Here is a 14,581-nt window from a genome sequence, read left to right on the forward strand (position 1 = left end):
CCGCCAAAGGTTTGGCGGCTCTTTTTTTATATAAGGAAATAAAATTAATCTACAGAGCCGGTAGTCAGCAGCTGATCAAAAGAGACAGGGAATAGTGGCTCAATTAGCGATAGAATTGCTTTTGCATACTCCTGAATTTCTTTCTGAGCGTCATGCTCCAGTCTTTGATTTAAAAAATGAGCTACAGATTGAACTGAAGCTGTCCAGTACCAACGAACGAATAATCCATAAGCAGGTAGAAACAGTCTTGCTTGTTCAGCACATATGCCATCTGCTAAAGCTGCTTCATACTTAGATAATCCTAACTCGGTGTATTCTTGAAGCTCGCGGGTGAATTTTTCACCAAGCTCCCATGCAATGATGTCGCCACTGCCTTGTTTGGAATTCTCTGGTTTGGATCTCCATTCTCCCGCAGCAGGTTGATAAAAAGCGGGTTCTTCTGTAATGTATCTTCTGCTGGATTCGTTCCAGGCTTCCAAGCTATCCCCAGTACCTTCGTAATGAGCAGAACCGACTACGTATTTCCACCACTGTCTCGCAACCATTAATGGGGCATAAACCTCAAATTGAGTGATGGCATGGCGGAAAGGAGAGGTATGTCCTTCACGGGCAAGGAATTTTATTAGTTTAATATCCCGATCACTAAGCTCAAAAGATTGTTTAGCATAAGATACACGCGCAGCGTTAGCAACCGTTAAATCTGAGCCCATATGATCTACTAATCTTACATAACCTTCATTTAAAACTTTGATTGTTGTCAATTTAATGTAGCCTCCTTTTCTAGAGCAGAGTAAATGAACTCGTCACACCATTGTTGATTGCAAAATCTAGTCTCTCTGAGGATTCCATCTCTAATCATTCCTGCTCTAATCATAACTTTTTCAGATTGAAGATTCTCTGCATTGGCATATGCAACGACTCTATGGGCATTAAGAGAGCTAAAGGCGTAACCTATCAGTGTTTTGACGGCTTCAGTCGCATAGCCCATTTTCCAGTATTCCGGCAGTAGGACCCAGCCAATCTCCCATTCTCTGATCTCTTCCCAATTTAACTTTATACTTACGTTACCTATGGGTGTTCTATTTTGCTTAGTACATACTGCTAGATCATAATGCTCACGCGGATCGCTGGTAGTCTGAGTCAGAATCGACAGGAAGTTCTCTCTAATTTGTTTTGCATCTGGTGCGGAGTTTTCATATTTGTGAGACAAAGGATTAAGTTCCAGTTCTTCATAAAAAGAAAAATCATCGCTTGTATAATCTCTTAATATCAATCTGTCGGCTATTATCTCCACGGGCTAACACCTCCTAATCAATGATTATAATGGAAGACTCTGTAATTATCACGGAGTAAATTCACTAGAAATACAAAAAAATATTTCTGTAAATTTTTCTCTAGTAAAATTGTGGAATTGTGATACAGTAATTAAGGTTTATATATTTAGAGGGGGATGTAAGGAAAATGAAAGCTATTAAATGGAGCATCACTGCAGCGTTAGCAGTATCTATGTTGGGTCCAATACATACAGTGAAGGCGGCAGATACGCGTAACGTCGATTACGATCAAGGTAGTATTTTACGGAGTGCCAGTTCAGTTTCGTCATCATACAATGAAGGCAATCAGCAGGTTGAAGATTTGATATTTCAGATGGATGCTACGGAAATCACTGTTGGGGATAATGTTCCGGTACAAATCTATGCTAAAGATGCCGATGGCATATCCGAACGCGTCCCGTTAGCTCAAGCAAATGTCGTAATTGAAAAGCCTTATTTGCTGCAAAAGCAAGCCGATGGCACAATGAAAGCCTTAGCGGTAGGAGAAACGAACGTAACGGTCATTTCAGGATCAGATACCAAAACAATAAAAGTTTCGATCAGTGCGGACCATGATATTGATCAAGGTGCATTTGTTAATGGAACAATGTATTTGCCGGTTCAATCGGTTTTTCAAACGTTGGGAGCAACAGTCCAAGTTAATACAGCAACTAAAACCTTTAGCATTCGTCTAGGTGATTTGCCAATACAGCTTCAACTCGGAAGCGATATTGCAATGGTGAATGGTGCGAAGGTCAAAATGAGTGGTAAAGTGCAAAAGATCGACGGATCTACAGTTTTTCCTGCCACGCTTTTAAAGACTGCACTGTCAGCAGAGTTAATTTGGGATGGAAATTATCAGACGATGGAGATCTACTTCGGCAAAGCAGAGTTGTTCGCCTATACGAAACAAACCGCGCAGATTTTTAAGAAGGAAGAACAAGGAAACCTCGTTAAGTTCATTGGAAAAACATATTGGCTCAATCAATTCGACTCCGATTATAAGTTCCAAAAAGTCACTATTGTAGATATTCTACCTGATTATGAAGGTGAATTCGCCATTTCATTTAAGGTTTTATCGACGGGGCAAATTCTTAACTCTTATAAAATGTCGGGAGATGAGTTGATCCGTACATTAGGAAATAAAGAATATTTCTTAACAACGGATCCATTTAAGACCTATAAGTGGTCGGATGCGATTTGGACTAAGATTAAAAAGAGCATAGTTGCTACTGGGATGACCAAGCAGCAAGTGGAGTTTAGTTGGGGTAAGCCAATAAGTAAATCTACACTATCAGGTAGTGGCATTCAAGTGGAGACCTGGCAGTATGGTAATTATAACTATGTTACCTTTACGAACGGTGTTGTCTCCATGATCTATACGAATTAATTCTTCCTTATTTCTGCGTTACTTTAGTCATAGAGCCTGTCTTTGCGACATATCATTTTGGAGAAGCACTTTCAGAATTAAAGTGTTGACTATTGTTGTTCGAAATGAGGGGTTTATTCATGGCAAAGTCAAAACGTGGACATGCACTTTGGAATTTACCATCAAGGGGCAGAGGGACTTGTCCAATCTGTCAGAACACCCGTATTAAGCTGCTTTATCCCAAGAAAAAAACGGATGGAGCAGTCGTTAAGGTCTGTAAACGCTGTGACAAGGCTCCGCAGACAAAAGTAGATGCCGTGTTGATTTAAAAAGAGTACACAAAAAAGAGGCTGTCTCAAAAGTGGATTTTTCTACGTATGAGGCAGCCCTTCTCATGAATAAAACAAAGAAGCGCTTCTCTAATAAGAGAGGCGCTTCTTTTAAATTCTACAGAGATTTAGTACGTATATGATTATTTCGTTATCCGATTAATGACCTGTTCGCGTCTAGGACCCACGGAAATCGTAGTAATACGCGTGCCAATAGAGGTTTCAATAAAATCAATGTAAAGCTTAGCTTGTTCTGGCAGATCTTCGAAGTCGGTGATCTGAGAGATATCGCTGTTCCAGCCAGATAAATGCGTGAATATCGGTTTTGCAGAGTTCAGTTTATGGGTAGCCGGGAACTTGTCGGTAATCTCTCCATTTTCAAGCTCATAAGCCACACAAACCGGAATCTCATCCAAATAACCAAGCACGTCAAGATTAGTCAACACGACTTCAGTGGCACCCTGCATTTGGCAACCATAACGAGTAGCTACAGCATCAAACCAGCCCATACGTCTAGGACGGCCAGTCGTAGCCCCGAATTCCCCGGCATCGCCACCTCTTGTACGAAGTTCATCCGCTACGGGTCCTTCTAATTCCGTAACAAAAGGTCCAGCGCCGACACAACTGGAATAGGCCTTGGTTACAGCGATGACATTCGTGATAGCTGCTGCAGGAAGACCAGCACCGACAGGTGCAAACCCGGCAAGTGTTGAAGAGGAGGTGGAGTAAGGATAAATACCGTGATCAGGATCACGCAGAGCCCCAAGCTGACCTTCAAGTAAAATAGTCTCTCCCTTGGCATAAGCCTCTTGCAGTAAGTCTGTTGTATTGGCTACATAAGGCGCTAGCTGTGCAGCTTCTTCTTGCAGCTGAACCATTAATTCCGAGATTTGGATAGGCGTTTTCTTATATAAATGCTCAAGTAATATATTTTTGGAAGCGAGTAATTGTTCAAGACGTTTCTCAAGTCGAGCAGGATCAAATAAATCCGCTACCTGTATGCCTAGCTTTGCATATTTATCTGCGTAAAATGGTGCGATTCCTCGTTTTGTTGAACCGAATCCTTGAGATCCCAGACGTTCCTCTTCTAGTTCATCAAACAAACGATGGATTGGAAGCACGATTTGCGCCCGTTCGGATACGAATAACCTAGGTTTTGGCACGCCTCTATCCGTTAAAGCTTTCAGTTCTCTTATTAATACTTCTGTATCAAGTGCTGTTCCTGGTCCAATAATGTTTGTAACGGAAGGATAAAATACCCCAGATGGCAGCATATGCAATGAAAATTTTCCATATTGGTTTATGATGGTATGCCCAGCATTACTACCACCTTGAAAACGAACGACAAAGGAAGATTGTGCAGCTAGCACATCCGTCATTTTTCCTTTTCCTTCGTCGCCCCAGTTTGCTCCTACAATTGCAATTACGGTCACGCGTTTTCGCCTCCCAAGCTTGTTTTTGGCTACAGGACTAAGTATAATGCTAGTTAAATCATTAGAAAAATTGATATAAGTTATATCTATTATAAGGTGGAGTAATGACGTGGGGATGGACATTAATTTGGAGTGGTATCGCTCTTTTTATTGGGTAGCAAATACAGGGAGCTTAACTGCTGCGGCAGAACGACTCAATATTACACAACCGGCAGTAAGTCACACGATTAAACAATTGGAAGAGAAAATGGGCGGCCCGTTATTTTTTCGCACTTCTCGCGGGGTTGATCTAACAACAGAAGGAAAAGTACTGCTTAGCTTTATTGAGCAAGCCTTTCATCATGTAGACATGGGCGAAAGAGCGATCGCAGATATGAACAATCTGAACAGCGGCGAGATTCATATCGGAGCAAGTGACACCTTATGCAAATATTATCTGTTGCCTTTTTTGGAGCAATTTCACGAACAATTTCCCAATATCCGCATTCATATTACGAATCGTACGACACCAGAAACACTTACGCTTTTAAAAGAAGGGAAAATTGATTTTGGTATCGTCAGCTTGCCGACATCTGATAAACAGATTGATTTTCGCAAAAGTACTCAGCTTCAAGATTGCCTTGTAGGAGGCAAAGGTTTTCGTCATTTGGCGGACAAGACCATGCCGCTTGCAGACATTCAGCAGTATCCGTTGTTATGCTTAGAAGCGGGTGGGAGCACCAGAAAGTATATGGATCAGTTTTTAGCTTCTAATCATCTGACGATTACACCTGAATTTGAACTGGGCAGTGTGGATTTGCTTGTTCAGTTTGCGAAACGTGGTTTTGGCCTTGCTTTTGTTATTCGTGATTACGTAACCGAAGAATTGAAGAAAGGTGAGCTTGTCGAGATTCCTCTGGACCCACCTTTGCCAGAACGTAACATAGGAATTGCTACCCTGCGTGGAGTTCCTCTTACAGCTGCTTCAAAGTCTTTTCTAACATTATTAGAGTAGAATCAGGATAAAGAGCAATTTGAGCATACCTAGTGAAGAGGAGGAAAGGTAATGAATTCTTTACTGGCTCGGCTGCGCAAGGGATACGGGAAAAAGCTTCGGGCGCTTCATACCTGGAATGGCTGGCTGGTTGTGTTGCTCACGCTCACAGGACTTGTACTTGTAGGTGGCTTCTGGCGTGGCTTCTTAGGGGAAGGCAGAGTATGGATCAAAGGGCTTCATATCGTGGTCGGTGTTGTTTCGATTATTCCGGTTATTTATTATTTGCTGCTGGCAGGGAAACATTGGAAACAATTGAAGGAGCGGCCTTGGCAACGTTTTAATGTAATCGTTGTACTTTCATTGCTGCTAGGCTGGTTCGTTTCAGGAGTGCTACTTTGGCAATTCCGCGTGGTGGGTCCACATGTATCGAACGTTGCTCTGGTCGTCCATGACTTATTGACCTGGATAGGCCTTCCTTATATTATTTATCATTCTTTGACTCGGGTAAAATGGCTTAAAGAACCGAGCCGCCGGGTAGTGAAAAGCGGCATTGAGACAGGTAGCCCTTCGAATCATCGGGAAACCCCGCAGCCGGTTTATACACGTAGAGCTTTCATACGCGGATCGATTGGTGTTGGGCTTGCGGTAACTATAGGCCCATCGTTTATAAAATGGCTCGGCAGTTCAATTGGAAATATCGGGGGCAGCGAAACGATTGAAAAGCTGATCGAAAGTGATCGCAATCAGTTGTTGCCTGCACCCCAGCCACTGGCGGCATCCTCACCCCCTCTCGGAGGAGGGGCGCAAGGACAATTCCGTGTTTACACAGTCACTCCGATTCCGGAGTTTACGAACAACAATTGGTCTTTTACGATAGATGGGCTTGTGGAGCAGAATTTCAAGTGGAACTGGGAACAGTTCGTAAAGCTGAAGCGGACCGTTCAGGTGAGTGATTTTCACTGTGTGACAGGCTGGTCAGTCTATAAGAATACCTGGGAAGGCATCAAGCTAAAAGATCTTTTGAGTCAGGCCGGTGTGAAGCCCACAGCTAAGACTGTGAAATTCTATTCTGGTGATGGTGTATACACGGATACGCTCACATTGGAACAAGCTGACATGGATGATGTGCTGGTCGCAGTAATGCATGATGGAAAGCCGATTCCTAGCGATCTCGGCGGTCCTGTACGGTTAATCGTTCCGAAGATGTTCGCATACAAGTCTGTGAAGTGGCTGAACCGGATTGAGCTGATCGAAGGCGATCATACGGGATATTGGGAGCAACGCGGGTATTCAAATGATGCGTGGGTATAAAATAGTGATCGTTAACCTTAATGGGCTTATTGCCTGTTAAGGTTTTTTTGTTGATTAATTCCTTATTTTTTTAACATATAGCAAATGAAGAGACGTAATAACAGAAATTGCTCCATACAATAGAAGTGACTGGATGCAGGAGGTGGTTGTGATGAACGGGGTTAGAGCCATAAAGCTGTTGGGACTTATTCTCGGTGTGGTACTACTGAACATTATCGTGTTGTCACCAGGTTTATTAGGGGTGGAAATCGGAGGAACCAGTGTATTTGAAACCGCTTTGGGTGTGACATTGTTGTTTGTTAGTCTACTTGTTATTCTTTATGGAAGTTATATTTTATTGTTTAAACCTTCATCTATCCCTGCTGTGAAAACACTGAAATCTTATGAGGATTATATAGCCGCGCTTACTCAATACAAAAATGTCAAAGTACTGAAAAAAGACATTGCGCTTGCTCTAGATCAGATATCCCGGATGGAAAAGAAGAGAAGTACCTTGTTAGATGTTTTAGGTCAGAGATTCGAATCCACTGAACTTAGCTTCAAAAAATTTAATGCAGTCAGTTATGAAGTAGCGAAGCTTTTTTACCTGAACATTCGAGGGATTCTGAATAAACTCAGTGTATTTGATGCCTCAGAGTTCACCCTTTTCTCCAGCCGGCATAGACCCTCGCAGTTCTCAGAAAAATTGGTGCAGAAAAAGACAGCTTTGTACAATGAATATTTGGCCTACGTAACAGGGTATCTTGGGGCAAATGAAGAGATTCTGCTGAAGCTGGATAAGCTGCTGCTGGAAATATCGCTACTCGACAGTACAGATTATACAGATGTTGAAGAGATGCCTTGTATGAAGGAAATCGATGAGCTGATCAAGCAGACGAAATTTTATAAGCAATGAAGGGGAGATGTGTATGGCTAATAAAGGAAAAACAGTAGCAGTTTTAGGGACCATTACTGTGGTAGTTTTTGCTCTCGTGTATTTTGGAATCACCTTAACCTCTAATATAGGAAAAACCAAAACCCAGATTTCTTCCGAAGATGCGGGGAAGCAGCTAGAGAAGCTATACAAGAACATAAACGTGACTACGGCTGAGCAAATCAAAGGCCAGATTGACCTGGATCCTGTTGCGATTGGGGATTCATTACCAGATATCTCAAAGTTTCCTGTATCCGTAGACAATACAACAGATAGCTTTGTAGAGATATTCTCTTCTACTGAAAAATCAGGAACAGGTAATGACGGGTGGCTGAATGAAGTTGCTACAGATTTTAACAACTCTAATATTGAGGTGAACGGGAGTCACGTTTCTGTGAAAATCCGTAATATTGCTTCAGGTACAGCGACAGATTACATAAGATCTGGGAAGTATGTGCCAGATGCCTTTACCCCTTCAAATGAGTTGTGGGGCGAAATGGTAAAAGCAAACGGGATGAACACGCAGCTAATCACTAAACGCCTTATAGGTAATGTAGCTGGTATTGTTACCAGTAAGGCGAAATATGATGAACTAATAGAGAAATACGGTTCTTTAAACGTAAAGACGGTTACAGACGCCATAGCAAATAATGAATTATCAATGGGTTATACCGATCCTTTTGCCAGTTCTACGGGTTTGAATTTTCTGGTAACAGCGCTTGGGACGTTTGGCGGTGCAGATTTACTTGGTGAGCAAGCGGTGCAGGGCTTTGAGAAATTCCAAGCAAATGTACCCTTTATCGCCTCAACCACTTTACAGATGCGAGAGGCTGCAAAAACCGGTAAGCTTGATGCTTTTGTCTTAGAATACCAGATCTTTGTGAATGCAACAGATTTGAAAGGGGGGTATGTATTCACTCCTTTTGGTGTAAGACATGACAGCCCGCTTTATGCTTTGGGTGATCTTCCTCAGGAAAAACTCGATATTATTAAGAAGTTTGCTGAGTTTGTTGAACTGGATAAATACCAGGAACTGGGTGAGAAAAAAGGCTTCAATGGTCTTAATGATTACCAATCAGAGCTTAGTACAGTGGATGGTAGTCTCATATCCTCAGCTCAGAAGCTGTGGAAAGAGAAGAAAAATGGTAATAAACCTATCGCCGCAGTATTTGTAGCAGATGTCTCAGGAAGTATGAACGGGGAACCCTTGAACCGTTTAAAGCAATCTTTATTAACAGGCCAGAAGTACTTGGGCAAGGATAACAGCATTGGTTTTGTCTCTTACTCTGATAACGTTACAATCAATCTTCCGATTGGAAAATATGACACGAACCAGCAGTCCATGTTTGTTGGTGCGATTGACAGTCTACAAGCAAATGGGGGGACGGCTACTTTTGACGGGATCGCGGTAGCCATCCACATGCTTCAATCGGAATTACAGCTAAATCCGGATTTAAAGCCGTTGATCTTTGTATTAAGTGATGGGGAGACCAATGCAGGGCATTCCTTGAATGATATCAGAGGTCTGATTGAGACCTACAAAATCCCGATTTACACGATTGGCTACAATGCGAATATCAAGGCGCTTGAGAGTATTTCGAGTATAAATGAAGCGGCCAACATCAATGCAGATACAGAGGATGTAGTCTATAAAATCGGCAACCTGCTCAATGTTCAAATGTAAGCTATATTTTTTAGGAGGGGTTCTATGTCGTTTACTATGGAAGTCGTAAGTCAGGAAAAGCTGAAATCAGTAATTGAGGAGCAGGTCAAACCTGAGCCCGAGGAAGTATCACAACTCAAAGCACTGGCAGTAAACAATGTCTCCGCCATTCTGGATCTGAATTTAGAGTCACTGGATAAGCGAAAAGGGGTGCTGCAATCCATTGATAGCTTCGGTATGGAAACGATGAGATCCTCTTCGGACAAAAACTCCCTGTTGCAGATTTCTGTGGGGAATTTATCAAAAACAGGAGATGAAGGCGGCCAAGTAGCAAAAGGTTTGACTGAGCTTAATCTCCAGCTGAAGGATTTGGATCCCAGTGCAGTAGATTTTGCCAAGACGGGTTTTCTAGGTAAGTTCTTTAATCCATTACGTAGTTATTTTGCTAAATATCAAAAGGCGGATGCTGTGATTTCAGATATTATAATTTCTTTAGATAAGGGTAAGACCGTTTTGAAGAACGACAATACTACGCTGGAATTCGAGCAACAGGCCCTTCGGGAACTCACAAAAAAGCTACAAAAAGAGATTCAGCTCGGCATGTTGATGGATCAGGAGATAGAGACGCAACTGGAAGCGGCTAAGCTGCGTGATGAGGATGAGGAGAAAGTTCGGTTCATTACAGAAGAAGTGCTGTTTCCGTTGCGGCAGCGTGTTATGGATTTGCAACAGATGCTTGTAGTGAATCAACAAGGAATTATGGCCATAGAAGTAGTTATTCGAAATAATAAAGAGCTGATCAGAGGGGTGGACAGAGCTAGAAATGTTACCGTGTCTGCCTTGAAAATATCGGTTACGGTAGCTAGTGCGCTGTATAATCAAAGAATTGTTTTGAAAAAGATCGAACTTCTAAATCAAACCACCGATAGCCTGATCAGCGGTACCTCAAAAATGTTGAAAAACCAAGGGGCGGAAATCCATAAACAGTCGTTAGAATCAAGTATTTCAGTGGATACATTAAAGCAAGCTTTTACAGATGTGCTATCCGCTCTCGATTCCATCAGTACTTATAAGCAGGAAGCTCTCCCCAAAATGCGTGAAACTATTAATCAGTTCAGAGAGCTGGCAGATAATGGCGAACAGCAGATTGTACGGCTGGAAAAGGGAAATAACTTGGGATTGTAGCCTAGCAAAATCATAAAACCGATCAATTATGCGCCTTGAAGGAATAAATCCTAGCCTTTAGTCTGGTATGACTCCAGTCCCAAGACTGTTTTGAGCCTTCTCTTTCCCACGTATAATGAGATTAATTGAAAAACGTGAGAGGAAGGACAATAGAAATGAATGATAAGTTATACTCTATGCCGATGGGAGCTCTTGATTCCATGCATATTCCAGCAGAATCCCAACCCCAATCTAAAACGCGCAAACGTGGAGCAAGTCCAAAGACATATCGGAGTATTTTATACTTCTTAATCTCTTTGCCGCTTACGATTGTATATTTCGTGTTTATGGTGACAGGGCTGACGTTATCCATTGCGTTAACCCCAATATTCATCGGAATTCCTTTGTTTTTTGCAGTAGCTAAGGGATTGGATTACATCGTACAATTTGAGCAAGAGCTGGTCAGATCATTGTTAGATATTCCTAGACCTAGTGAAGAGGCCAGATCGGAAATGCAGCTGGAGGGAGCGGGCTTCCTGCAACGAATGAAGTTAGGTTTTCATGGAGCGAAGTTTGCCCGTAACGTTATGCTGATTATGGGTCGATTCGTATCCAGCATTATATTCTTTTCAATAACAGTAACTGTAGTAGCGGCTGCATTGGGCCTGATTACACTACCTGTGCTGCACCAGATTTTCTTGCAAACCATGGATTTGAACATTTTAGAGAATAGTGTGTTTGCTTTGTTCCAGATCGACTGGACATTATCCCAACAATATATCTCCTATGTAGTAGCTGGATTTGTTGTTGCCTTGTTAGCAAGTTGGGTGATTCGTATGCTTATGGATGTGCAACGTAGAATGCTGTTCGTATCCTACGAGGAAAGACAACAGTACTAATTGGAAAGAAGAGTTTGTCTCAAAACAACAACCCTTTCTGAATCTGAATAAAACACCAGACAGTGATCCTTCAGTTCGTGGAGAATCACTGTCTGGTGTTTTTGGTCTGCGGGGAGGTTTGCTTTTGCAAATGATGAGCTAGTGGAGGTTGTCTGATTGCTTCTTTGATTTTTTCGTCGGGTTGTTGGTGTGGGAAGTAGAAGGAATCTGCGAAATAGCTGTACTTTGTGCAGTTATTTCGAGTGCCAAAAGAATAATCCTGACTTTAACTGCACTTTATACAACTAAAAACTAGAGAATCCACTTATAAGGGAGTAATTTCAGAAAATAGCTGCACGAAATACACTTATATCCAGTGATCGAGCGTTCTGTTTGATTATAGTTGTATGAAATACAATTAAACTCGAACGCTTTTACACATTGCCCCCCCGTCAACTCAACTCTCCATGCATCACTTGTCGCTGGAGTGTAATCGCACAAATTATATAGATTTATATGTTCATTCATAAGCGCGTGTATCAGGTTAGAGATCAGTTAGTCTTCAACAATCATCTCTTTGGGAACTCCAAGCAGGCTTTTCCTATTCCTTTATGCCTTTGAATGATGTTATAAAAATATGCCCTATTCCTGCCTGCTATGGCAATGCTACAAATTGTAGCCCTCACGGAGCGATCCGTAAACCGTTCTTCGGGTTGTTTGGACGTTGTCGGAGTTGGTTTGTATGTCCCAGGATGTACTTGGTTTAGAGCTTACTATAACGCTCCCCCAACTTGTGAAAAAATGTTCATAATCCCATATAAATCCTGTATAATAAGAGTTGTGAAAACGTTTGAACAAAAATCAGGAGGGGTTCTATGCATTCAAATGGATTATTTAGATGGAGGTTTTGGGGATTTGCAGTATTAGTTTTGTTAGCGCTTTCGGGATGTTCCAGTAACGGAAATGTAAATGAAAAAGTTGCTACATCACCAACCCCCAATCCAACGATAAGCAATACTTCTAATGCATCGGAGAACCCAACCAATGTGGGGGCGGCAAAAGGTACTGTGCACATAGAGAATCTAGGTGAGCGGAGAATATTTGTTTATTTACCTGCAGGGTATGAAGCTGACAGTGAGCGTTATCCTGTTGTGTATATGCACGATGGGCAGAATATTTTTAACACAAATACCAGCTCTTTAGGCAAAGAATGGAGAGTTGAGGAGATCATTGATCAGCTTGTTGCTGATGGAACCATGGAGAAGGTTATCGTGATAGGAGTCGCTTCAAGTGATGGATCAGAACGGGGAATGGAGTATGTTCCATTTCCGGATCAGTCTATTCCTTCGGATGGAGCGAGTGCAGCCGAATTTACCCAATATTTTATCAATACAGTTATTCCCTATGTGGATGGCGCTTACCGGACCATTCCCGATCGGGATCACCGGATGATCATGGGATCGTCATTCGGTGCTGTTCAGGCATTATGGATGGGGTATCAGCACCCGGAGACCTTCTCAGCGATAGGGGCTTTATCCCCTGCCACTTGGGTAAGCAATGGGCGTATATTGGATGAGTTGGCGAAAGAGTCCGGGAAGCCTGCATTGAAGATTTGGCTCGACATGGGTGTAACCGAAGGAATGCCAATTGATCCGCTTGTGACGGTACTAAAGTCGAAGGGATTTGTATTAGGGAAGGACCTATTCTTTCAGATGGACCCTTTGGGTACACATGAAGAGAAGTCATGGAATAGACGTGTACATAGTCCATTGATTATGTTCGCCGGGAAAGAGGCTGGACAAACGATCAAGCATGAAGTTAGCGACTATCTGACATTAATCGGACCAGAAGCTATCGACGTGCGTCTTAATTTACTAGTTACTATGGATAATGGGATGGATTTTACAATCCTTGACGGAGTTGAATATCAAGTGTTGAATCCTGAAGTAGGGCAGTTAGACAAGGCAGGTAAGGTGAGCTTCCTGAAGCCGGAATCCTTGAAAGTAAATGTTTCATTTCAAGGTGTTACTGAAGAACATTTAGTTAACTATGAGCATTATGTAAAGGTATTTAAAGTTTATGTGAAATCTCTTGATGTTGACGAGCATGGGGAGGAGTTCTCCATTAATCTGAAGCCCTCTGCTCGGAAATTAAATTCAACTCCTGAGTATATCTCAGCGCTAGTGAGCGCTGCTGAAAAAATCGGTATATATACAATTAAGGAGATTCAGGAGGATTCCATAAGTATAACCTTTAATACGAAGTAGTCATTGGAGTTCATAATCAAATGAGGTTATGCTCCTTATTTGAATTTACTATGATCTTAACTAAGGGAAACGGATCCCCTGGCTGATAATCAAGGAATTCTTCCCTAATTCTTTAAACTAAAAGAAGCTAACTCAATAAGTAGAAATTCTTACTTATTGAGTCAGCTGTTTTTTATCGCAAAATATATCCCCCATCCGGAAATAAAGTACTTCCTGTTGTATAGCCATTGGTCATCAAATAAATCGTTGTATGTGCTGCTTCGTCGGCATGGCCAACCCTGCCAAGGAGATTGATATTCGTATATTCGTCGTAAGCCTTGTCTCTAGTTTCCTGTTCTGCGCCTTCCCAATTAAAGTTGGTATGAATGGTTCCGGGGGAAATGACATTTACCCGAATCGGAGCCAATTCTACTGCTAATGCTTTTCCCAGACTTTCAATCGCGCCGTTACAAGCTGCATAGGAGGCACCGTCTGCAAGTGGACGTTGGCTGAATGCGCCGGACATAAGAACAATGGAGCCTGTAGGGTTGATAAAAGGGATAGCATGCTTTACAGCATTATATTGCGGCCAGAACTTTGCATTAAAGCAATTGTGAGCAACCCCTAAGCTCGAAGTAATCGGTCCTCTAACATAGGAGGCTCCCGGAGTGAACAAATGGTCAAATGCGCCGATTTTTTCAAAGAAAGCTTTCAAGTCCTGTTCATTTTGATTATCTAGTGAATGAATTTCAACAGAATCGAATCCCAGAAGCTGTTGAGCATTCTCTAATTTATCTTGTGAACGCCCAGCGATTATGACAGCTGCGCCTTGTTCAACCGCTTGTTTGGCAGTCGCAAGCCCTATTCCGGAGCTTCCTCCGATAATGACGATACGCTGGTTTTTTAATGAAATAGTGGACATATTTATCTTCTCCGTTCATAGTTAATTGGACTTATTAAGTTCTGTTTTTTATTATTAGCTATAA

General features: G+C 42.1%; 13 protein-coding genes. 9 read left to right on the top strand and 4 right to left on the bottom strand.

What is annotated here, in order from left to right; translation table 11 throughout:
* Positions 1–44: 44 nt before the first annotated feature.
* Both thyX and NSQ50_RS13045 read right to left on the bottom strand, forming a co-directional pair.
* Positions 45–761 (bottom strand): FAD-dependent thymidylate synthase, encoded by a 717-nt coding sequence (gene thyX / locus NSQ50_RS13040; RefSeq protein ID WP_076141485.1) that lies wholly within the window; start codon positions 759–761, stop codon positions 45–47.
* Positions 758–1,294, bottom strand: coding sequence for a GNAT family N-acetyltransferase (locus NSQ50_RS13045; RefSeq protein WP_076224142.1), 537 nt, complete (start codon positions 1,292–1,294; stop codon positions 758–760). Before NSQ50_RS13045 ends, thyX begins: the two co-directional genes overlap by 4 nt.
* 167 nt (positions 1,295–1,461) lie before the next feature.
* Here NSQ50_RS13045 and NSQ50_RS13050 point away from each other — a divergent pair, with 167 nt between their 5' ends.
* Both NSQ50_RS13050 and NSQ50_RS13055 read left to right on the top strand, forming a co-directional pair.
* Entirely contained in the window at positions 1,462–2,703 is a 1,242-nt protein-coding gene (locus NSQ50_RS13050) for a stalk domain-containing protein (protein ID WP_036686374.1), read from the top strand.
* A gap of 119 nt (positions 2,704–2,822) precedes the next feature.
* Positions 2,823–3,011, top strand: a complete 189-nt coding sequence (locus tag NSQ50_RS13055; protein ID WP_036686376.1) for a hypothetical protein — start codon at positions 2,823–2,825, stop codon at positions 3,009–3,011.
* Positions 3,012–3,154: 143 nt separating this feature from the next.
* On the opposite strand, the gene NSQ50_RS13060 is transcribed toward NSQ50_RS13055, so the two are convergent.
* Positions 3,155–4,444 (bottom strand): adenylosuccinate synthase, encoded by a 1,290-nt coding sequence (locus NSQ50_RS13060; protein ID WP_076224145.1) that lies wholly within the window; start codon positions 4,442–4,444, stop codon positions 3,155–3,157.
* Positions 4,445–4,559: 115 nt separating this feature from the next.
* On the opposite strand from NSQ50_RS13060, the gene NSQ50_RS13065 reads away from it, so the two are divergent.
* The 7 genes from NSQ50_RS13065 (at position 4,560) to NSQ50_RS13095 (ending at position 13,616) form a co-directional block, all read left to right on the top strand.
* Entirely contained in the window at positions 4,560–5,438 is an 879-nt protein-coding gene (locus NSQ50_RS13065) for a LysR family transcriptional regulator (protein WP_036686616.1), read from the top strand.
* 51 nt (positions 5,439–5,489) lie between these two features.
* Entirely contained in the window at positions 5,490–6,731 is a 1,242-nt protein-coding gene (locus tag NSQ50_RS13070) for a molybdopterin-dependent oxidoreductase (protein ID WP_076104290.1), read from the top strand.
* Positions 6,732–6,882: 151 nt separating this feature from the next.
* Positions 6,883–7,626, top strand: a complete 744-nt coding sequence (locus NSQ50_RS13075; protein ID WP_036686382.1) for a hypothetical protein — start codon at positions 6,883–6,885, stop codon at positions 7,624–7,626.
* A gap of 13 nt (positions 7,627–7,639) precedes the next feature.
* Positions 7,640–9,328 carry a VWA domain-containing protein gene (locus NSQ50_RS13080; protein WP_076141479.1) on the top strand — a complete coding sequence of 563 codons (1,689 nt, stop codon included), beginning with the start codon at positions 7,640–7,642 and terminating at the stop codon, positions 9,326–9,328.
* Positions 9,329–9,352: 24 nt separating this feature from the next.
* Positions 9,353–10,492, top strand: coding sequence for a toxic anion resistance protein (locus tag NSQ50_RS13085; protein ID WP_036686385.1), 1,140 nt, complete (start codon positions 9,353–9,355; stop codon positions 10,490–10,492).
* 155 nt (positions 10,493–10,647) lie between these two features.
* Positions 10,648–11,370, top strand: coding sequence for a sensor domain-containing protein (locus NSQ50_RS13090; RefSeq protein ID WP_051491455.1), 723 nt, complete (start codon positions 10,648–10,650; stop codon positions 11,368–11,370).
* Positions 11,371–12,224: 854 nt separating this feature from the next.
* Positions 12,225–13,616 carry an alpha/beta hydrolase gene (locus tag NSQ50_RS13095; protein WP_036686387.1) on the top strand — a complete coding sequence of 464 codons (1,392 nt, stop codon included), beginning with the start codon at positions 12,225–12,227 and terminating at the stop codon, positions 13,614–13,616.
* A gap of 172 nt (positions 13,617–13,788) precedes the next feature.
* On the opposite strand, the gene NSQ50_RS13100 is transcribed toward NSQ50_RS13095, so the two are convergent.
* Entirely contained in the window at positions 13,789–14,517 is a 729-nt protein-coding gene (locus NSQ50_RS13100) for an SDR family oxidoreductase (RefSeq protein WP_076141478.1), read from the bottom strand.
* Between the last annotated feature and the right edge of the window lie 64 nt (positions 14,518–14,581).

Origin of the sequence: Paenibacillus sp. FSL R10-2788 (assembly GCF_038003885.1) — a bacterium.
In the GTDB taxonomy this organism is placed as follows: Bacteria; Bacillota; Bacilli; order Paenibacillales; family Paenibacillaceae; genus Paenibacillus_AQ; species Paenibacillus_AQ odorifer.

Excerpts from the sequence above, each read along its gene's own strand:
- NSQ50_RS13085 (WP_036686385.1), top strand. The coding sequence starts at position 9,353 with ATGTCGTTTACTATGGAAGTCGTAAGTCAGGAAAAGCTGAAATCAGTA.
- NSQ50_RS13070 (WP_076104290.1), top strand. The coding sequence starts at position 5,490 with ATGAATTCTTTACTGGCTCGGCTGCGCAAGGGATACGGGAAAAAGCTT.
- NSQ50_RS13095 (WP_036686387.1), top strand. The coding sequence starts at position 12,225 with ATGCATTCAAATGGATTATTTAGATGGAGGTTTTGGGGATTTGCAGTA.
- NSQ50_RS13080 (WP_076141479.1), top strand. The coding sequence starts at position 7,640 with ATGGCTAATAAAGGAAAAACAGTAGCAGTTTTAGGGACCATTACTGTG.
- NSQ50_RS13075 (WP_036686382.1), top strand. The coding sequence starts at position 6,883 with ATGAACGGGGTTAGAGCCATAAAGCTGTTGGGACTTATTCTCGGTGTG.
- NSQ50_RS13055 (WP_036686376.1), top strand. The coding sequence starts at position 2,823 with ATGGCAAAGTCAAAACGTGGACATGCACTTTGGAATTTACCATCAAGG.
- NSQ50_RS13065 (WP_036686616.1), top strand. The coding sequence starts at position 4,560 with ATGGACATTAATTTGGAGTGGTATCGCTCTTTTTATTGGGTAGCAAAT.
- NSQ50_RS13090 (WP_051491455.1), top strand. The coding sequence starts at position 10,648 with ATGAATGATAAGTTATACTCTATGCCGATGGGAGCTCTTGATTCCATG.
- NSQ50_RS13100 (WP_076141478.1), bottom strand. The coding sequence starts at position 14,517 with ATGTCCACTATTTCATTAAAAAACCAGCGTATCGTCATTATCGGAGGA.
- NSQ50_RS13050 (WP_036686374.1), top strand. The coding sequence starts at position 1,462 with ATGAAAGCTATTAAATGGAGCATCACTGCAGCGTTAGCAGTATCTATG.